Source organism: Helicobacter sp. T3_23-1056 (assembly GCF_053654535.1).
In genome coordinates, this window is record NZ_JBSIUU010000003.1 from 1 (window position 1) to 20,434 (window position 20,434).

The 20,434-nt window shown below is 38.0% G+C and carries 18 protein-coding genes and 1 pseudogene; 13 read left to right on the forward strand and 6 right to left on the reverse strand.

All coding sequences use genetic code 11. From position 1 onward, the window contains the following. From ACWIUO_RS02060 to groES, 3 genes and pseudogenes are all read right to left on the reverse strand, one after another. Positions 1–1,164 (reverse strand): hypothetical protein (locus tag ACWIUO_RS02060; RefSeq protein WP_454176285.1); only part of this gene is annotated, 1,164 nt, incomplete at its 3' end. A gap of 396 nt (positions 1,165–1,560) precedes the next feature. Beyond that, positions 1,561–3,201 (reverse strand): chaperonin GroEL, encoded by a 1,641-nt coding sequence (groL, locus tag ACWIUO_RS02065; RefSeq protein ID WP_454176286.1) that lies wholly within the window; start codon positions 3,199–3,201, stop codon positions 1,561–1,563. A 29-nt stretch (positions 3,202–3,230) separates the two neighbouring features. After that, positions 3,231–3,497, reverse strand: a pseudogene (gene groES / locus ACWIUO_RS02070) (co-chaperone GroES); the annotation flags it as partial. A gap of 377 nt (positions 3,498–3,874) precedes the next feature. Between groES and ACWIUO_RS02075 the strand changes: the two are divergent. The 9 genes from ACWIUO_RS02075 (at position 3,875) to ACWIUO_RS02115 (ending at position 13,958) form a co-directional block, all read left to right on the forward strand. Beyond that, positions 3,875–5,008, forward strand: a complete 1,134-nt coding sequence (locus ACWIUO_RS02075; protein WP_454176287.1) for an Mrp/NBP35 family ATP-binding protein — start codon at positions 3,875–3,877, stop codon at positions 5,006–5,008. Positions 5,009–5,189: 181 nt separating this feature from the next. Then, on the forward strand, positions 5,190–5,771 hold the full coding sequence (locus tag ACWIUO_RS02080) for a hypothetical protein (protein WP_454176288.1): 582 nt from the start codon (positions 5,190–5,192) through the stop codon (positions 5,769–5,771). Beyond that, positions 5,771–6,085, forward strand: coding sequence for an AAA family ATPase (locus ACWIUO_RS02085; protein WP_454176289.1), 315 nt, complete (start codon positions 5,771–5,773; stop codon positions 6,083–6,085). The genes ACWIUO_RS02080 and ACWIUO_RS02085 overlap by 1 nt, the downstream gene beginning before the upstream one ends. After that, complete coding sequence (locus ACWIUO_RS02090) at positions 6,064–8,466, forward strand: ATP-dependent nuclease (protein WP_454176290.1); 2,403 nt, start codon at positions 6,064–6,066, stop codon at positions 8,464–8,466. Before ACWIUO_RS02085 ends, ACWIUO_RS02090 begins: the two co-directional genes overlap by 22 nt. A gap of 22 nt (positions 8,467–8,488) precedes the next feature. Next, positions 8,489–10,141 carry a hypothetical protein gene (locus tag ACWIUO_RS02095; RefSeq protein ID WP_454176291.1) on the forward strand — a complete coding sequence of 551 codons (1,653 nt, stop codon included), beginning with the start codon at positions 8,489–8,491 and terminating at the stop codon, positions 10,139–10,141. Positions 10,142–10,525: 384 nt separating this feature from the next. Continuing rightward, positions 10,526–11,614: a ribonucleotide-diphosphate reductase subunit beta gene (locus ACWIUO_RS02100; protein WP_454176292.1), complete on the forward strand. Its 1,089-nt coding sequence runs from the start codon at positions 10,526–10,528 to the stop codon at positions 11,612–11,614. Beyond that, on the forward strand, positions 11,604–12,335 hold the full coding sequence (locus ACWIUO_RS02105; RefSeq protein ID WP_454176293.1) for a carbon-nitrogen hydrolase family protein: 732 nt from the start codon (positions 11,604–11,606) through the stop codon (positions 12,333–12,335). The genes ACWIUO_RS02100 and ACWIUO_RS02105 overlap by 11 nt, the downstream gene beginning before the upstream one ends. A gap of 35 nt (positions 12,336–12,370) precedes the next feature. Then, on the forward strand, positions 12,371–13,018 hold the full coding sequence (locus tag ACWIUO_RS02110; protein ID WP_454176395.1) for a protein-L-isoaspartate(D-aspartate) O-methyltransferase: 648 nt from the start codon (positions 12,371–12,373) through the stop codon (positions 13,016–13,018). A gap of 160 nt (positions 13,019–13,178) precedes the next feature. Beyond that, positions 13,179–13,958 (forward strand): hypothetical protein, encoded by a 780-nt coding sequence (locus ACWIUO_RS02115; protein ID WP_454176294.1) that lies wholly within the window; start codon positions 13,179–13,181, stop codon positions 13,956–13,958. A gap of 21 nt (positions 13,959–13,979) precedes the next feature. Here ACWIUO_RS02115 and ACWIUO_RS02120 read toward each other — a convergent pair whose 3' ends face one another. After that, complete coding sequence (locus ACWIUO_RS02120; protein WP_454176295.1) at positions 13,980–14,423, reverse strand: hypothetical protein; 444 nt, start codon at positions 14,421–14,423, stop codon at positions 13,980–13,982. Between ACWIUO_RS02120 and ACWIUO_RS02125 the strand changes: the two genes are divergently transcribed. The 3 genes from ACWIUO_RS02125 to truA are packed head-to-tail and all read left to right on the forward strand — an operon-like array spanning position 14,407 to position 17,035. Further along, complete coding sequence (locus ACWIUO_RS02125) at positions 14,407–15,150, forward strand: hypothetical protein (RefSeq protein ID WP_454176296.1); 744 nt, start codon at positions 14,407–14,409, stop codon at positions 15,148–15,150. The two genes, ACWIUO_RS02120 and ACWIUO_RS02125, sit on opposite strands and share 17 nt — an antisense overlap. A gap of 8 nt (positions 15,151–15,158) precedes the next feature. After that, positions 15,159–16,175, forward strand: a complete 1,017-nt coding sequence (locus tag ACWIUO_RS02130; RefSeq protein ID WP_454176297.1) for an LptF/LptG family permease — start codon at positions 15,159–15,161, stop codon at positions 16,173–16,175. A 23-nt stretch (positions 16,176–16,198) separates the two neighbouring features. Beyond that, on the forward strand, positions 16,199–17,035 hold the full coding sequence (gene truA, locus ACWIUO_RS02135) for a tRNA pseudouridine(38-40) synthase TruA (protein ID WP_454176298.1): 837 nt from the start codon (positions 16,199–16,201) through the stop codon (positions 17,033–17,035). 99 nt (positions 17,036–17,134) lie between these two features. Here the strand turns inward: truA and ACWIUO_RS02140 are convergent, their stop codons facing one another. Next, on the reverse strand, positions 17,135–18,589 hold the full coding sequence (locus ACWIUO_RS02140) for an SAM-dependent methyltransferase (protein ID WP_454176299.1): 1,455 nt from the start codon (positions 18,587–18,589) through the stop codon (positions 17,135–17,137). Positions 18,590–18,716: 127 nt separating this feature from the next. Next, a complete protein-coding gene (locus ACWIUO_RS02145) occupies positions 18,717–19,763 on the reverse strand; it encodes a microcin C ABC transporter permease YejB (RefSeq protein WP_454176300.1) in 1,047 nt (348 codons plus the stop codon). A 456-nt stretch (positions 19,764–20,219) separates the two neighbouring features. Here ACWIUO_RS02145 and rpmE point away from each other — a divergent pair, with 456 nt between their 5' ends. Then, complete coding sequence (rpmE, locus tag ACWIUO_RS02150; RefSeq protein WP_454176301.1) at positions 20,220–20,423, forward strand: 50S ribosomal protein L31; 204 nt, start codon at positions 20,220–20,222, stop codon at positions 20,421–20,423. The last annotated feature ends 11 nt before the right edge of the window (positions 20,424–20,434 follow it).

Genomic DNA, 20,434 nt, shown 5'->3' on the forward strand with positions numbered 1-20,434 from the left:
CGTAAGAGTATTTATTGTAGAAGTAGTAGCATTAGTGGGTTTTTCGAGCCTACCTATGATTGCACCACCATTTAGGGTTAGGTTGCTTATCGTCCCAGAAATAGTAATCGCGCCAAAGTTAGAACCATTGCCCAAAGAAACACTATCCCAATTACCTTGCAAAGTGAGAGAGGTTACATTTGCAGTGCCTATGGTAGCTAGGGTTTTCCCACTGATACTCCCTCCTAGTGTAATATTGCTAGCATTTAGCCTACCTAGCCTTATATTTCGTAGGTTTGATTCTAGGTTTAGGGTTGCATCACCATTGATTCTAAGGGCAGTATTTTCAGTGCCTAGCTCTACGGTATAGATACTATTAAAAGTATTTCCCCAATTTGTTTTCCAAGTGCTTGAGCTAAGGCTACTTCCATTATCACTACCTATACACTGCAAAGTATGATAAGAATTTACATTGTTGCCTTTCCACTGACACCACGCCACCGCAGTATCTATGCTAATGCTAGCTAGAATCGCGCTTGTGGCTAGGGACAACGCTAGGCGTTTTTTGGGTTTGGTGGTTTTATTTACCCACCCCCAAACCCCCTCCGCAAGGGAGGGGGAACAAGAAGTGTGCAAATCTGCAAGGGAAGTGAAAATCCTGTCATTGTGAGATTTTGTAATGTCGTCATTGAAAGATTTTGCATTGCCGTCATTGCGAGCGCAACTTGTTGCGCGTGGCAATCCAAAATAAGCCCCCTCCCTTGCGGAGGGGGTTTTTGCTTCGGCTAACGCCTCGCAACCCGTTGAGTGAGGGTGGGTAGATTTTGCACTAGCAAAATTTGCAATCTTGTCATTGAAAGAATTTGCATTGCCGTCATTGCGAGATTCTGCAACTTTGTCAAAAGTTGCAGAATCGTGGCAATCTATTTTGCTTATTCTGCATTGTGGATTGCCACGCAAAAATTCGCTTACGCTCTTTTTGCTCGCAATGACGGAAGTTTTTTTGTCATTGCGAGCGCGTGAGCCCGAAATATCTCTATTTATTTGCACATTTTGAGATACTTCGCTACGCTCAGTATGACAAGAAACCCTCCCCCTAGCCACCTCCACAATGGAGGGGGAAAACCCGACATTGTGAGAACTTGCATTGTTGTGATTGCAAGCGTTGCTTGCAATGCGTGGCAATCCTTTGTTTTTGTCATTGCGAGAATTTTCAATGCCGTCATTGTGAGAATCTGCGACTTTGTCAAAAAAGCTAAAATCGTGGCAATTTGTGATTTATTATTCTTAGCACATAATTTGCATAAAAATAATTTGCGCAAAAATTTTCAAAATCTATTTATGTGATTTTGTTTGCGCTAAAAAAAATTGCAACGCTCAAAAAATTGAAACATTGAAAAAATCAGGGATTAAAAACTGATTAAAAAAATCATTAAAAAATCATTAAAAAAAAACATTGAAAAATTTTGGTTGATATTGTTTTAGATGATTTGAAGTCAAGGCTAGGATTTTTTCAAAATCCTAGCTTTTTTAGGCAAGAAAGATATAAAAAAAAGTTTATAAGGCGTTTGGGCTATGATTTTACATCATTCCCATACCGCCCATTCCTCCCATACCGCCCATATCAGGCATTGCAGGGGCTGGCTTATCCTCTTTTATTTCGTTGATTGTCGCTTCTGTGGTAAGCATTAGACTAGATACAGATACAGCGTTTTGCAGGGCAATTCGCTCGACTTTTAGCGGGTCTATGATGCCTGCTTTAAACATATTGCCATACTTGCCACTGCTAGCGTCAAATCCATAGCCGTCCTCTTTTGTTTCTTCGATTTTATTTACCACCACGCCCGCGTCAAATCCCGCATTTAGCGCGATTTGCGCAAGAGGGGCTTTGATAGCACGCTTGATGATTTCATAGCCGATTAGCTCATCGCCTGAAAGTTTTAGATTTACTTTTTGAGAGGCTCGGATAAGAGCTACGCCACCGCCTGCGACTATGCCCTCTTCTACGGCTGCTTTTGTCGCGCTTAGTGCGTCATCTACTCTATCTTTTTTCTCTTTCATTTCGACTTCGCTAGCCGCGCCTACTTTGATGACTGCTACGCCACCGCTAAGTTTTGCTAGCCTTTCTTGGAGTTTTTCTCTGTCATAGTCGCTTGTAGTTTCTGCGATTTGGGTTTTGATTTGGGCTACGCGAGATTTCACTTCTGCGGTTTTGCCTTTGCCATCGACTATGGTGGTGTTGTCTTTATCCACTACGATTCTAGCTGCTTGCCCCAAATCAGCGATTTCAGCACTCTCTAGGCTTTTGCCTAGCTCTTCGCTTATGACTTCGCCACCTGTTAGGATTGCGATGTCTTTTAGCATTTCTTTTCTTCTATCGCCAAAGCCCGGAGCTTTGACTGCTGCGACATTTAGCACGCCTCGAAGTTTATTTACCACAAGCGTAGTAAGTGCCTCTCCCTCGATGTCCTCTGCGATGATAAGCAATGGTTTGCCACTTTTCATTGTGGATTCTAGCAAGGGCAAAATGTCTTTCATAGAAGAGATTTTTTTATCCGTAAGCAAGATATATGGATTTTCTAGCTGGATATTCATTTTGTCCGCGTTGGTTACAAAATATGGGCTTAGATAGCCTCTGTCAAATTGCATTCCCTCTACCACGGTTAGTTCATCATTGATTCCCTTTGCTTCCTCTACGGTGATTACGCCGTCTTTGCCGACTTTTTCCATAGCTTCTGCGATAAGGTTGCCGATACTCTCATCAGAATTTGCGGAGATAGTCGCTACTTGGGCGATTTCGCCTTTGCCACCGACTTTTTTGCTTCCTTTTTTTAGTTCTTCAATGATAGCTTGAGCGGCTTTATCCATTCCGCGTTTTACTTCGATAGGATTCGCACCTGCGGTGATATTTCGCAAGCCCTCTTTGAAAATGCTATATGCTAGCACGGTCGCAGTCGTAGTCCCATCGCCTGCAGCATCAGCGGTCTTGCTAGCGACTTCTTTTACGAGTTGTGCGCCCATATTCATTATGGGGTCTGCTAGTTCGATTTCTTTTGCCACCGTTACGCCATCTTTGGTGATAGTTGGCGCACCATAGCTTTTTTGGATAAGCACATTTCGTCCGCGTGGTCCCATCGTTACTTTTACAGCGTCATTTAGCTGCTTTACGCCCTCATATAGTTTGTTTCTAGCATTATCGCTAAATTTAATTTCTTTTGCCATTTGTTGCTCCTTATTTTAGATTTTGATTAGGCTAAAACGCCCAGAATGTCTTTGGATTCTAGCACGATGTATTCGACATTATCTAGTTTGATTTCAGTCCCTGAATATTTGCCAAAAACGATTGTGTCGCCATCTTTTAGTGTTTTTTCCTCTGCGACTTTTGCGCTTATGGCTTTGACTTTGCCCATAAGCGGTTTTTCTTTTGCATTATCAGGTATGATGATACCAGAGCTAGTCTTGCTTTCTTCTTCTAGTCTTTCGACTAAGACGCGTTCGCCAAGTGGTTTGAATTTCATTTGGTTCTCCTTTTGGAATGTAAAAATCTATACTTAAATTACAACACTAATCATAATGTTTAAACGATTAAAAATTAGCACTTAAATAATTTAAGTGCGATATTTTAAAAAATTTTTGGTTAATAAGTCAAGGTTTTATATAAAAATTAGTAAGAAACTTTAGTCTATAAAGCTAAAGAATTATTATGCTATGACTATCAAATTAGCGGTTTCAAACGCATTTGGCATAAAAATACTTGCAAAATCTATTTATAAAATCTATGATAAAATCTCGCTTTGCAAAAATTTGCGCAAAAATCATTTTTTTCACAAAATCCACCAATGCAAGCGCAATGCAAGACATAAATTAAGTCATAAAAACGCCAAAAGGAACACAAATGAACCCCACGCAACAACAAATAAAAGAGATTTTATCAAAAGTCATTTATCCTCAATTTAGCGACAATATCATAAGCTATGGTTTTGTCAAACATATCAGCATAGATGAAAATGGTAGCCCCACAATCATTTTGCATATCCCTTCACGCGATGAGGCAGTCGCAAAGGCTCTGCGGGATAATATCGAGCGAAAGCTAGATGAAGCGGGCATAAAATCTAGCCAAATCCATATAAACACCCCTGCAACAAAAGTAGATTCTGCCTTGCAAAATCCACAAGCACCGCAAAATTTTTCACAAAATCCACACAAGCCACAAAATCTACAATCAGCGCAAAATCCACAAAATCCATTGCAAAAAAACCTACTTCCCCAAGCAAAATCTTTTGTAATGGTAAGCTCAGGCAAAGGGGGCGTAGGAAAATCCACCATAGCCACAAATCTAGCCATAGCCCTTGCTATGCAGGGGCAAAAAGTCGGCTTGCTTGATGTAGATATTTATGGACCAAATATCCCTAGAATGTTTGGAGTGAGCGATAAAAAGCCAGATTTAGATGGGAGTGGCAAAAGGCTTATCCCTATAAACGCCTATGGCGTGGATATTATGAGTATTGGGCTACTTTTTGGGGAGGGGGAGAGTTTGATTTGGCGCGGACCGATTCTTATGCGCGCTATTTCGCAACTTTTTAGCGATGTGGCGTGGGGGGAAATGGATATAATGGTGCTAGATATGCCACCGGGCACAGGCGATGCACAGCTATCAATCGCACAAAGCGTGCCTGTGAGTGTCGGCATAGCCGTATCTACGCCACAGCTTGTAAGCCTAGATGATGGCGCGCGCTGTCTTGATATGTTTGCCAAGCTATCTATCCCAACGCTTGGAATCATCGAAAATATGAGTGGCTATATCTGCCCCTGCTGCGGCGAAAAAAGCGATATTTTTAGCACAAATGGTGCAGAAAAATTAGCCCAAAAATACGGCACAAAAGTGCTAGCCAAAATCCCCATAGACAGCACAATAGGCAGGGGCGGAGATGAGGGCAAACCTGTGGTGTATTTTTCGCCAGATTCTAGCGTGGCAAAATCATATATGCAATGCGCGATTGAAGTGGTGGATTTTCTAAAACAAAAATAGCAAAATCTATTTTTTGCCTGTATCGTTGCGGACAAAATACAACATAACCCAAGTGTGTTATTTTACATTTTTTGTAAAATATATATTGACAAATAATGTAAAAAATACTAATATTTTGTTGCGTAAAAAATTGATATGATTTTGATGCAATCCACACAACGAGAAAATAATGAACAACACAATGAGTAACACACAAAAAAATACAAAACAAAATCAAAAATTAACCAACAAGCCCACGCAAGATACTTTTAGCCCAAAATCTAGCGTGAAATTTTTGCGCGATAAAATGCGTGAAGCGGATTTTAGGCTTGTCGATTTAGCGCAGTTTTTGGATATTTCTCGACCTACAGCGTATAAGTTTATAGAGCTATATGAGACAGGACAGAGGGACAAAATAGAATCTAAGATTTTGCGATTGTTTGAGTTTATCGACAAGCAAGATAATGTAAGCAAGATAGGGATTATCAAGTATATCTCTGCTATGAATCTAGGCAAAAAAGAAAATACAACAAACCAAGAAGTCAAATTAAAAAAAGAGGAACTAATCGCTAGTTTGCTAAAAAAAGAGAATAAAACAAAGATAGATTTTATAGCGTTGATTAGCGTAAATGAAATCTATGATGCGATTTTAGAATACTTGCTAGAATGTGCAAAAATCATTGCTAAGTCAAATCCTAGCAAAAATGACTTAGTCAAGTTGCAACCTCTAAAGGTTTTTTATACTTCGCTAAATATTAAACTTTCTACCATAAAGGAGCTGTAATGAAAGAACGCAAACTTGAAATCACAAATTTCAAAAATCTAGGAATAGAAGAAAAAACTACGCTAGTTTTACCTCCAAGAGATAGTGGTGATTTGCTTTTTATTATCGGTGAAAATAATATCGGCAAAAGCAACCTGCTATCAGCACTAAAGGCACTTGGCGATAAATCTTTCAAAGAAAGCGATAAGCCAAATTTTGTAGGATATGAGGAGGCAACCCCAAGCTTAAGATTAGTAGAAAAAACCCTTGCTTCTGCGGGGGGGGGGGGTTATCAGCTTCGTCTGTTGAGATTTTGCCTAAACTTCGCTCACTAGATAAAAGTTTTGATAATAAGCATTTTAACATTAGTTTTACGCCTACTTCGCTAGATGAGGGCGCAAAGCAAAAAAGTCTATCGACAGATGAATATATAAATTATTGCAGAGATTTGTTTAATAATGCGAATGTTTTGGCATTGCACGATGTGGATAAATCCCAAACAAATTCTAGGGAGGAGATAAGATTAGTATTGCAAGATTTAGGATTTGTGTTTTTTTGTATGACTAGGGCGGGTAAAGATTTGGGCTGCTTTCGCGTGATAAAAATAAATGATATTAGCGAGGTAAAAAATATCAATAGGGCATTTATCGCTAATTGTAGTTTTTTGATAGAAGAAACAAATGAGACATTAAAAGCAAAAAATGCTAATGTCGTTTTAGATGACGCTAATGAGCTAAAGCAAGTCCTAAAAGCAGATTTTGAACAATGGCAAAAAATAGAAAAACAAAATCCGCAGGAAAAAATAGAAACGACTGCAAGTAATCTAAATATAAAAGAGGATTTTGCTGAAATAAAATACAAAGAAATTGAGGAGCAAAAATCAACAAAGAGTATTGATAAAAAAGCCACATATAAAGAGCTTGGCAAAAAATTTAGCCAAATCGATAAGTTGTTTGCTAGCTATAATGATGACAAAAAGGTTGCATTCAAAAAAATAAAAGACAAATTAAGTCAATGGAAACCTAGTGCTAAGATGCAAGATGATGAATTTTGTAAAGAGATAAAATCTTTTTATAATCAAGCTACAAAAGTTTATTTTGATAGCATTGCTTGGAGGACACATACCCGTTCTATCTATTATGGTGATAGAAAAGAATATAAAATTGATGAGAATCTATCCTTACTAGATAGAGTAATTGACTATTTTGATAATGTCGATGAGCCTGTATATTCAACTAAAATCATAAAGGTGAGATTAAGTTTGGATAGATTAAGAATTATATATGAGGATGAGGATTATGCTTCAGATTCTACTATCTTTGAAGAGATATATGATGAACTAAAAAATATTTTCTTTCCAAGTGTGGATAGGATTTTGGAATATGATTTTGGTGGTGTGAAAATATCACAAGACATTTTAGGTGAAAAAAGTATTATTCCTCAAGTTATTTTATATGAGGAAAAGAGAGCAAAAGATAGTGATATGATAACCACGCCTAGTGATTTTGGTAAGTCTAGTTTTTTTCAAAGTCTTTGTAAAGCGATAGATTCCAAAATAGCCCAACAAATTACGCAATGTTATTCTAATAATTCTAGTGATTCATATAGGGAAAATCTAGAGGAAAATATCAACAAGCAGATTAGAAAAACCATAACCAAAAAATTTAACGAGCTATATCAGGGAGGAAGTGAATATTATTTTAAGCTTAGACTAGAGAGTGCGCGTATATCCCTATCTATTTCTAAGAAAAATACGATAAAAGAACCTCTTACTCTATCGCAACAATCCCAAGGATTTCAATGGTTTTTTAACTTTTTCTTTAATTTTTTGCATTCTTATGAGATAAATAGTGGCGATATAGTCTTGCTTGATGAGCTAGGAGGTAATCTAAGTATCCCTACCCAAAGAGATTTGAGAGATTTTCTAAAAGATTTTGCAAGACGCAATCATATTGCTTTTATAGCAGCTGTGCATACGCCATATATGATAGATATAAATCATTTAGATGAAATTCGCATTATCGAGCAAAGACAATCTAGCAAGCATAGCAAATCTCGCAATCAAACCAACTCAAATAACGATATTTGTGGCGTGGATATTATCAATGATTTTTCTATGATAGATGATGAGCTGGATTCGCTTGCTAAGATAAAGCAGGCTTTTGGTGTGGATAATCATTTTTCTATGGTTGGTGGAAATAGCAAGATTATCTTTGTAGAGGGAATCACAGATTATAATTATCTAACAAAGTTTAAGCTACTTTATCGAGCAGAAAAAGGCAAGAATATAGATATTGCATTTATCCCAATCGGTGGGCTAGGCAAAATAGAAGATGGCAAAAGTGGGCTTAGTAAAAAGCAACAAGAGATTTTGCAAAAATTGCCAAAACTAGCTAGAGCACATAAGGAATCTTATGCGATTTTGCTAGTGGATAATGACAAAGCGGGTAAAGCGATAAAAGCAAATGAAACCGATACATTAAAAATCATAACATTAAATGAGGCTTTTGATGGACAAGATGATTTCAAATACATAGAAAATCTATTTGATAAAGCAGATGCACAAAGGCTAAATTTGCTAGATTTTAGTGGAGAGCCAATCAAAAGTAGTAAAAAAAGTAGCTTAAGTAGGTGGGTAAAAAATAGCGAAATTGAAGTAGATTCTACCACAAAAGAGAATTTCTATAAACTTTTGGAATATTTGGCAACGATATAGGTATCATTTGTAAGGAGTTGCAATGAAAACAACAAACGCCAAAAGTCGCATACAAATTACAAAGCGTATTTGTAGCTTGTGGCAGGATTTTATAAAACAAGATTTGAAACACAAAATCCTTATTTTTGCGTGTGTGGTATTTGTAATAATCAGTGGCATTTGGGGAGTGTGGCGTGTGCTTCTCATCACAGGTTTTGAAGATAATAGATATAAAAGATTTTTGTTTGATAATTTTGATAATGGATTGTTTGGTGGCTTGTCTAATTTATCTGTTGAAAATGATAGTTTGCTTATGGGATACGAATTTTATTCGCCTGCCAAAAGGATTTTGCTGTGTGAGGAAGGCGATACACAAGCCTGTGATTTTGTGCCCAAAAAAGATAGAGATAGAATCTGTGCGGATGGCAAAAAATACGCCTGTCCTCTTAGTGCTACCAAAGTGGTAGAGCTAGAAAATCTATGTGAAAGTGGGAATATAAGTGCTTGTAAATCTGCGCTAACAATATATGGAAACAAGTTTATTTATGACGATTCAAGTCATATTGATGACAAAGAAAATCCATATCATAGTCCTAGCAGATATTTGGAATATAGTAAGAAAGTTTGTGATATGGTGGATTTAAAAAATGCAAAATCTAACGAGGTGTATTATTGTGAATATGTGATTGATGAGTTGTTGGGCAGATATGATAATTTTGAGGCGTTGCCTTATATAAAGAAGTATTGTGATAATAACTTAGATAGCACATATAATACGGATAAATGCGCTATGTTTTTATTTTTAGCATCTAGTGATTTGGATATGTATCAAAAAGCAGGAAGCAGTGAGGAAGCAATGCACAATGAGATTTTAGACTATGCAAAAAACCTATGTGCAAATGAAAAATGTCAAATAAAAAGTGCTTTACAAGATATAGAAAAAGAGTGGCAAAAATGTAGTAGTGGCGATGCGATTGCGTGTTTGTGGCTAGGAGATAAACAAAACAATACAAAAACAGCTACAATATTTTATCACAATGGTTGTGAGCTAAAAAATATAGATTCTTGCTTAAAAATGGCAGAATCTTACAAACAAGACAAAAAATTTGATAGTAGTCTATATTTGCAATACGAAGACAAAGCCTGCACTTTGGGCGATATAAAAACTTGCGCTATGCTAGAATCTACCTATAAAAAAGTAGGTAACAAAGTAAAATCTAGCATTTATCAAAAAAAGATTTTACAACACTACAAAAATGTTTGCAGTCAAAATCAGCCACCAAATAGTTTGTATGACTTTGATGAAATGAATGATGAATGCACTTGGTGGAAAGCAAAGCGGAGATGTGATAGCGGAAATGCCATAGAATGTATAAGGCTAGGGCAATTTTATTGGCAAAAGTGCGAAAACTATGAATCAGCTTATATGCAAAATTCTTGCTTGAATGAATGGGGAGAATCTAAGGAAGCTAACTCGTGGTTTTATTTTGATAAGGCTTGTGATTTGGGAAATATGCTTGGGTGTGAATATGCGGGGGATACAATTATTGAGGAGTATTTTTTATCATCGCACAAACAAAAATCTAACAAAGATGACAAACTAAAATATTATCAAAAAGCCTGCAAAGGAGGCAATCTGGGGGCGTGCGATAAAGTAGAGATTATAAAACAAGAAGATTCAAAAAAGACTAGATAAAAGTAATGATGAGGCAAGATTCTAGCGATGATACATTTAAGATAAAATTTATAAATTTTGCCAAACTGCTAGAACCTCTCCGTTTTTTATAAACTTTTTTGACAAGACTTTTGTATTTGGTATTTGAAAATTACCCTTGCAAAATCAACTTAAAATCTATCAGCAAGATTTTAAGTTGATTATTGATAGATTTTGCTAGCTTGTATGCCAAATCTTTATAGTGTTTGCATATAATCCACATTTTAAAACTACGCAAGATTGTCAAGTAAAATGCGCATAAAAACGCAAACAATCACGCAAAAAAAAAGCAAAAACCTGCATAAAACGCAAAAATCAATCACAAAAAACGCGACAAAAAACCACATAAACGCAAAGGATAGCCAAATGACAACCTCTACCATTTCTCCCTCCACTACGCAAAATAAGCCACAAGACGCCACAAGCGTAGTCAAACGCAAAAAAATCTACAACCCAAATTCTACTGAAAGAAATATCAATGAAAGACGGATTTTTGGTGGGGACCCCACGAGCATTTTTGATTTAAACAAAATCAAATATCAATGGGCTTACAACCTATGGAAAACAATGCTTGCAAACACTTGGTTTCCCGAAGAAGTCAATATGAACACAGACAAAAGAGACTATGAGGGCGTGCTAACGCCACAAGAAAAAATCGGCTATGATAGGGCATTAGCACAGCTGATTTTTATGGATTCTTTGCAGACAAATAACCTAATCGATAATGTAAATCCATACATCACAAGCCCTGAAATCAATCTAATCTTAGTGCGTCAAGCCTATGAAGAGGCTCTGCATTCTCAAAGCTATGCTGTAATGGTAGAATCTATAAGCGCAAACACCGATGAAATCTATGATATGTGGCGCGTGGATATGCAGCTAAGGAGCAAAAATGACCATATCGCGGGGGTTTATATGGATTTGGCTTCAAATCCCACAGAGAGAAATATCCTAAAAGCAATGTTTGCAAATCAGATTTTGGAGGGGATTTATTTTTATAGCGGATTTTGCTATTTTTATACGCTTGCTAGAAGTGGCAAAATGCTAGGAAGTGCGCAAATGATTCGGTTTATCCAACGAGATGAAGTTACGCATTTATATTTATTTCAACAGCTAATAAACTCTCTTAAACGAGAGAGGGCGGATTTATTTACGCCGAGTTTGCAAGAAGAAGTCATCGAGATGTTTAAAAAAGCCGTAGAGGTAGAATCTGCGTGGGGGGATTATATCACTCAAGGGCAGATTTTGGGGCTTACAAGCGAGATTATCGCCCAATACATTCAGTTTTTAGCCGATGAGCGATTAAGCAAAGTAGGTTTTGAGCCTATTTATAATGTCCAAAATCCTATAAAATGGGTAAATGATTTTGCAAGTTTTAATGAGCAAAAAACCAATTTCTTTGAAGCCAAAGTGTCAAATTATCAAAAAGGGAGCGTAAATTTCGATGATTTCTAAAAAAATCTATTCTTTACAAATCAAAACCAAGCAGGATTTTAGCGAGAATCTACAAGCGATTTTGCAGGTGGCAAAATCTAGCGAGGAAAACAGCGTGATTTTGACGCCCGAGCTTGCGTTGAGTGGGTTTTGCTACCAAAAGATGGATAAAGCAGATGAGTTTAGCAAAATCGCTACGCAAGAATTGCTAGATGCAAGCATAGAGGGGCGCACTATCATCACCACGATGATAGAGAAAAAAAATCACAAATTTTATAATAATCTAAAAGTTTTTCACAATGGAGAACTTATCCACAAGCAAGCAAAACACGAGCTTTTTTTGCTAGGCGAGGAGCATTTGCATTTTGCAAGTGGCGGGCTAAATGAGTTGATTCCATTTAAAATCGGCGATATGACTTGCGGTGCGCTTGTTTGCTTTGAATTGCGCTTTATTGATTTGTGGAAGCGACTTAGCGGGGTTGAAGTGATTTTTGTCCCTGCGCAATGGGGCAAGGCTAGAAAAGAGCATTTTGAGACATTGTGCAAAGCCCTAGCCATCGCAAATCAATGCTTTGTCATCGCAAGCGGTGGGGCAAATCTGCAAATGGCAAAATCTAGCGCGATTATCACGCCTTATGGCAAAGTCTATGCTGATGATGACGCCGAAGTCATAAGCCACACTATCGAGCTAGATGAAGTCGAAAAAATGCGAAAATATATCAACATAAGGCTTACGCAGTGATAGAAAAGCTAGGGCAGATACGCCAACTAGAATCAATGTGTGAGGAAATCGCCAAAGCCTTTGCCCTGCAAAATCTAACCCTAGAATCTTGGGTAAAAAAAGCACTTCTTAGCGTGAATAGACTTGATTTTGTGAGTGAATTTAGCCACCTTGCGTATGATTTGCACCCATTAGACATTCAAGGTGCGCAGTTTATCAGCTCCCCTCTCACAGTGGCAAAAATGACGCAGTATCTAGGGCAGGGCGATAGCGTGCTAGAGATAGGGCTAGGCAGTGGCTATCAAGCTATGGTGCTTGCTAATGCTGGATTTAGGCGCGTGTTTAGCATTGAGCGCATTGAGAGGCTGTTGCTTCAAGCGCGGGAGAGAATCCGCGCAAGTGGCACGCTAAATATCAATACAAAGTTTGCCGATGGGCAAAATGGCTGGGGAGAATATGCGCCTTATGATAGGATTTTGTTTTCGGCGTGTTTGGATTCTAGCATTCCTAGCGCGATTATTGAGCAACTAGAAGAAGGAGGCATTTTGGTCGCGCCTATGCTAGAAAAACGCATCGCACCAAATGGCAAAGAGGAACAACGCCAAGTCATAAAGCGATTTGGCAAAGCAAAAGGCAGACTTGTAAATGAAGAGGTGCTAGAGGATTGCCTTTTTGTGCCGATAGTAGAGGGGACTACGCGCTAGCTATGTGCCAAAAGATTTTATAGATGAAGGATTTTGCTAGATTTTGGTATTTTTGGTTAATGTAGTGTGGCATTATTTTTGTTTGCTTATAATGAAAATCTAGCCTTAAAAAATCAATGAAAAAATTGATTTCATCTTTTATCAGCCAAAAGGAGTTTTTATGTCGTTTTTGCCTACGCTTTTGATTTCTTGTTTGTTGCAAGGGGGTGGTGAATATTGCGAAATGGCAGGGGAAAATGTCCGCTTTGGCGGAGGTGGATTTTATTATCCACATTTATCTTCAAAAATCAGCAATCAAAATGCGGGCGGATTTATCACGCTTCACGGCAGAATCGCTCCCCCAAAAGGCAATATCCAACTTGTAGGCGATATAGATTTTGGCTTTGGCAGGGGCAATCTCACAGATAAAATGCTTGCAGATTTTCTCCCAAACGACATAAAATCTAATAGCACCAATTTTTCTACCCAAATGCGCATAAAATTTGGCGCAAACACTTACAAAGCGACTTCGCCTATCTATCTAAACGCAGTTTATAGCCTAGATTCTTATCTTAGCGATATTACAAGCAAAAGTGGCTATTCGCGCACCTTGCAACAGCTAGGGCTAGAAGTAGAGGGCAGGAAAGCACTCTCTCGCAAGATTCGCTTAGAATATGGCGTAGGCTATGATGTCGTGGTGGGCGGGTATTATCGCTTTATCGCTGATACAAGCAGGCAGGATTCTAGCGTGAGCGCGTATAGCTATTCACTGCGCGGGTATGTGGGGTTTTCTTATCGTATCGCAAAGCGATTTCACTACTATATGCGGACAAATCTGCGCTATGAGTCATTGGCAAAATCTCAAAGCATTAGCGTTAATCAAGGAAGCATTACAAAATCGTGGCATTACCCAAAAAGTGATAATTTTTTAGCAGGCTTAGAATTTGGCTTTGGATTTTAGATTTTAATCGCATAGATTTTGCTAGCTTAGAGTTTTTTTAATGGGGATTTTAGAAGCTATTTTTGATAATGCGATTTTAAGGGGATTTTTGGGCTGTTTTGGTGGGGGGATTGTTTTTGTGATTGTGTATTTTTTAAGCAAAAGGCTTTTTGATAACTCGCTAGATTTTAGTTTATTAGAATCTAGCTTGCAAAAATCTAGCTTATTAGAATCTAATTTGCTAGAATCTAGCACGCAAAAATCCCCCTTTTTAGATTCTGTCTTTTTGGATTCCCATTTTTTAGATTCCAATTTGCTAAAACCTAAGCCAAAATCCAATCCACCAAAATCCCGCGTATCAAATGTGCCAAATGTTATTACACGATTTTGTAAATCCCCTCGCTTTTTGCTTTCACTTTTTGCAAGTTTGATATTTGCGCTACTTAGTGTGTTTGTGATAGATTTTGATATGGTTTTTTCGCTCATTTTTTCTCCATCTAGTTTTGTGGCAAATTTTTCTACAAACTTTGTTGCAAGCCCTTTTGCAAATCATTTTGGCAATTTGTTTGAAAATCCTTTTGAAAATCTTTTAAAAAACCCCGCATTTGACATTCCGCTAGATTTTTCATCTTTTATGCGCGATGATATTGCGATAGAGATGATTATTTTGTCGCTTTTTTATGTGTGGGTTTGTGCTATGTTTGGGCTAGCATTTGTGCTTTGTGCGTTTGATTGGAAGTATTTTGCTATTTTAGATAGTCATAATGTGGCGTTTTTGGCATTGTGTGCGTGCAAAATCTTTTTTGTAATGTTTTTTGGGGTTTTTAGCACCGCAGAAGCGATAACAGAATCCATAGAAGTAGTAAAAGACATATTGCTAGGGGCGGGGCTTCTTTGCCTGCCATTGCTTTTTGGGAAAATCTTTTTAGGCAAAGAGATTTTAGGCGAGGGAGATATTATTTTTTGTGCTGGATTTAGCGGATTATTTGGGTGCTATTTTTTGAGTTTGAGCATTTTTTGGGGGTGCGTGCTAGCTAGCGCGGGGTTTATTGTTGTATTTATTTATGCTAAAATATCGCTTAAATTTTTTGAATCAAAATCCCAAAAAGGCGCAAAATCCCCCACATATCCACGCATTTTTACGCACATTCCCTTTGTTCCTTTTATCGTGCTAGGTGGCTTTGTTGCGATATGTTTGGATTCTCTTAAATAAGGCAAATGATGACAAGTCGGTATATTTTTTATACTATTTCACAGATTTTTATTCCCTTTTTTGTGGTGTTATTTTTTGTAGCCTCTGTCGTGCTACTTATCTCACTCTCCGCCGCTACCCAAGCTATCAAAATCAATATTTTTGATTTATTGCAGCTTTTTTCTTATGCGATTCCAAATGCGATTTTTTTTGTTATCCCCATCACTTTTTTTTGTGCGTGTGTGCTGGGGCTTTCAAGGCTTTCTTATGATTATGAATTGCTTGTGTTTTTTTCTCTAGGCATTGCCCCGCGCAAGATTTTGCGCTCTTTTGTGTGGATAAGCGGGTTTGTTAGCGTTGTCTTGCTGGTGTTTTCGCTAGCTTTGATTCCTATCACTCGCAGTGCGTATTCTAGCTTTGCAAACCAAAAAAAAGCCGAAGTCAATATCAACATAAAAGCGGGCGAATTTGGGCAAAGGCTTGGGGATTGGCTAATCTACGCAGATGAGGCAAACAACCGACATTACAAAGGCTTGGTGCTTTTTTCTAGCGGAATCGAAAATAATGAGATTTTTATCATTGCAAAAGAGGGAGAGCTAAGCAACAAAGATGGCGTTTTTAGTCTGTCTTTGATTGATGGGAGTGCGTATTTTGCTAAGCCTAATGAAGTGCAAAAAGCGGATTTTGCTACGATGAGGCTAAACTCAAAAACAGATGATATAAACCTTAGTTCGTATGATTTGTGGGAATATTGGCGTGGCGCATTTGAGGGTAGCCACACGCAAGCTAGGCGACTATCTCAAGCCATCATTGCTTCGCTTTTTCCCATTGTTAGCATATTTTTAGTCCTGCTTTTTGGCGTGGCAAATCCTAGATTTCAAAAAAATCTTAGCTATGTGTATTTGCTTGTAAGCGTTTCGATTTATTTTGTCGCTATGCACATTTTAAGCCAAAATGCGCCATTTGTGGGGATTTTTGCATTGCCTTTGGTGTGGTTTGTAGGCTCTTATGTGCTGTATCGGCGATTTATTGCCACTAGGTATTAGATTTTGCTTTAAGGCAAAAAGCTATGTCGCCTGCGACAAAATCCGCTACAAATCTCGCTACAAACACTGCTACAAGCCTCTCTACAAACTCCGCTAAAAACACGGCTACAAATTTGGACTATAAAACATTCGCGCTAAAAATCGCTTACAACGGCGGGGCTTTTAGCGGGTTTGCCCCGCAAAAATCACGCAAGATTTTAAGCGTGAGCGAGACTATCAGCAACGCTTTGCAAAGCGTAGGCATAAAATCTAGCGTGCTAGGGGCTGGACGCACGGATAAAGGCGTGCATTCACTAGGAATGGTGGTTCGATTTTACGCACCTAGATTTTGGGAGGCGCAAAAGCTAGAGAAAATCCTATCCCCCAAAATCTATCCGCATATCAAAATCCGCGCATTAAAAGAAGTGGATTCTAGCTTTTGCCCGATAAAAGATGCCAAAAAACGCGCGTATTTATATCTTTTTTCGCCACATTTGCAAAGCCCATTTATCGCGCCATTTGTGGCATTTGAGCGCGTAGGCGATATGAAAATATTGCAAAAATGTTTGCAGGCATTTATAGGCGAGCATAACTTCGCGCTTTTTAGGAAATCTAAATCAAGTGCAAAAACCACAAATCGCAAAATCTATGACGCTAGATTAAAGATTTTTCATCATTTTGGGCAGGAAATATGTGGAATCTACATTGAGGGAAATGGCTTTTTGCGCGCACAAGTGCGGCTAATGATAGGGGCTAGCCTAGCGGTGTCTAGGGGGGAGGTGGATTTTAGCGATTTTGTTTTGCAGTTGGAGGCTAAAAAAAGCGCGTGGAGAGAGCCTGTGAGCGCAAATGGGCTATATTTTGCTAAGGTGTGGTATTAGATTTTTTGCAAAAAACGGCTTTTTGCAAGTTTTTTTAGGCGTATGCTAGATTAGGCTTATCCCAAAATCTAAAATCTAAATAAAAAAGCAAAATCTTATTCAAGTTTTATTGCCAAATTCTACGCAGATAAATCGCTCTCCCATTCCATTTGGGCTTAGCAATTCTCGCACTTTTAGGGATTCTTGTTGGTAGAGTTGCATATTTTTGTTTTGTAGATTTTGCGTATTTGGATTTTGTGCATTTTGCGGGCTTTGTGGATTTTGCAGATTTTGTGGGTTTTGCAGTTTTTGTTGATTGTGTGGTTTTGCGGATTTTTGATTTTCTACACTTTGGCAAAACACAAAAAAATCTTGCAACAATCTATCTATGCCAAAATCCACAAGTGCGACATTTAAGCGCGATTTTTTATGCACTTTTGCGCCAAATTTTTCAAACAAAGCGATAATCTGCAAAAAATCCACCTCATAAGTCAAATCACTTACCCCAAAAAGCCCGTCCAAATCCGCACAAATCTCTTCAAAACTAAGCAGCTTATGGGATTTGTATCCGCGCAGGGTTATGTGATTTTGCCCTATATTTTGCTCTGTTTTTTGCCCTGCTTTTTTTTCTTGCAAATTTCCATAATCAAAACTTAAAAAACGCCACGATTTTATCAAACTTTTTGCATTTGCAAAACTACAAACGCTTTTTATAAAATCCTCCAAACCAACGGCTATTTCGCCATTTTTTATGCCTAGTATTTGTTTTTGGCATAGCATTTTTTGCAAATGCTCTATTTTAGATTTTAGCCATAGTTGCCCAGCCTGCGCAAAATCCTGCTTGACAAAATCCTGTGCAATAAAATCTTGCTTAGTAAAATCCTTTGTCATAAACTCCCTTGCCATAAAATCTTTATTTGTAAAATCTTGCAAATTGATTTTAGATTCTAGCTTTTGTATTTCTTTTTTTATTTCCTCATTGCTATGCCATATTATCTGCGCTGTATGCGTGGCACAATCATTGTGAGTTTTTACAAAACCTAGCTTATTATCCCACACCACCTCGCAAGCAAACGCATCAAAAAGCTCGTTGCTTAGCATAAATGCGCTTAGTTTAGAGGCATTTTTAGATTCTTGGCTAAGCAAATCTTGCAGGGCATTTATATCTTGCAATGGCGTTATGCGTGGATTTTGCGCTTGCAAATCGCGTAAAGAGGCTAATGGCTCAATGGTATAAAATCTAGCCTGCTCTAACACCCCCTCGCTCAAAGCCTCCAAAAACTCGATAATATCGTTAAGTAGCCTGCCACTATGTGCGCCAAACTCTACAACTATCAATGGCAAATCTAGCTCGCTAGATTCTAGCAAAGAAATAATATGCTTTGCAATAGCCCCGCCAAAAAAGCGCGACACGCTCACAGCCGTATAAAAATCCCCCTCTTTGCCGACTTTTTCATCGCCACTTTTTGCGCGCGAATAATACCCACTTGCCCCATAAAGCCACTCTTGCATATATTGCCCAAAGCTAATACCAAAATCTTTTTCTAAATCGTTAGCAAAATCAATATTTAGCATTTTGTTTCTTTTGTTTTCTTTATTGTTTATTCCACATTTTTGCATTGCCAAATGCCTAAAATCCACCTAAAATCAGCCTAAAATATGCCAAAAATCCACGCAAAAACGCCAAACAAAACTAGCAAATCTAGCTTTTTTCAAAATGGATTCTAGGGTCAATAAGCGTATAAACCAAATCGCTTATGATGCCCACCACAAGGCTAAGAAGCGTGAAAATATATAGCGTGCCAAACACCACAGGATAATCCCTGCTTAATATACTCTCATACCCCAAAAGCCCCAGCCCATCAAGGCTAAAAATAATCTCAATCATCAAACTTCCACTAAAAAAAATCCCCATAAATGCCGCAGGAAACGATGAAATCACAAGCAGCATTGCATTGCGAAAAATATGCCGATATAGCACGCGATTTTGGCTAGCACCTTTTGCATAAGCGGTTAGGACATATTGCTTGTGTAGTTCCTCCAAAAAAGAATTTTTGCTAAGCAGGGTAAGCCACGCAAAACCACCGATAGATAGGCACAGCACGGGCAAAGCAATATGCCATAGATAATCTTTGATTTTGCCAATATTGCTTAGAGAGTCAAAATCCTCACTCATAAGCCCTCGCAGAGGAAAAATATCCAAATACGCCCCGCTAGCAAAAAGCATAATAAGCAAAATCCCAAACAAAAACGCAGGAATCGCATTGCCAGCTACGATAATAAGGGAGCTAAGAGAATCTAGCATAGTGCCGTTTTTGCGTGCTTTGTAAATGCCTAGCGGGATAGAGATAAGATAAATCAAAATCGTGCTAAAAAGTCCTAGCGAAATGGATACAGGGAGCTTTTCTACCACCAAATCCCACACGCTGATTTTGCGATAATAGCTCTGCCCCAAATCAAACACCGCATAATTTTTTAGCAAAATAAAAAAACGCTCCAAAATCCCCTTATCAAAGCCATATTGTTTTTTTAGCTCTTCGATTAGCTCATTTGGCAAACCTTTGCTAGCTTTATAGTCGCTTACTTTTATCCCCGCACTTGCCTCGCCTTTTGCGCTCATCTCTAGCTTTGCGCTCATATACTCCACAGGACCCCCAGGTGCTAGCTGAATGATAAAAAAATTTATCGTAATAATGCCTAAAAGCGTGGGGATAATCAGCAATAATCGTTTGCAAAGGTAGGAAAACATTTGGGGTAAAATCCTTGCTTGAAGTCAAAATATTTGCAATTTTGTGGCGTTTGTGGCGTTAAAAAAAACATAATTTTAAAACGCATAAAATCAAAAATTGTAGCATAGTTTTAAAAATGTTAATTTTTTTTGGGTGTTTTGTTTGGGGGTATTTTGTTTGGTGGATTTTATGGTGCTTAGGTTATGCAGTGGCTATGTTTTTTTGTAACGGCAAATAATATGGCAAAAATGTAGAGGCAAAAAAAAGCAAAATATGGAGGCAAAAATAGATTGCCACGATTTTTTTATAAAAACCTAGAATCTTGCAATGATAGAATTTTCACATTTTATGATATGTGTGGGTATGGCAACAAAACAAGTTGTTATGATTTTTGCATAAATTAAACTTTTTTTTATGATAGTTTTGCTAGAATCGTGCTTTTTATTTTTTAAAAAAACTTACAAAAAGGTAGCCAAATGAAAAAAGGTATCCACCCAGAATATGTCCCCTGCAAAGTAACTTGCGTAACAAGCGGCAAACAAATCGAGGTGCTAAGCACAAAGCCTGAAATCCGCATAGATATTTCTAGCTTTTGCCACCCTTTCTACACAGGAAGCGACAAAATCGCTGACACCACAGGGCGAGTAGAAAAATTCCGCCAAAAATACAATATAAAATAGCATTTGTGATA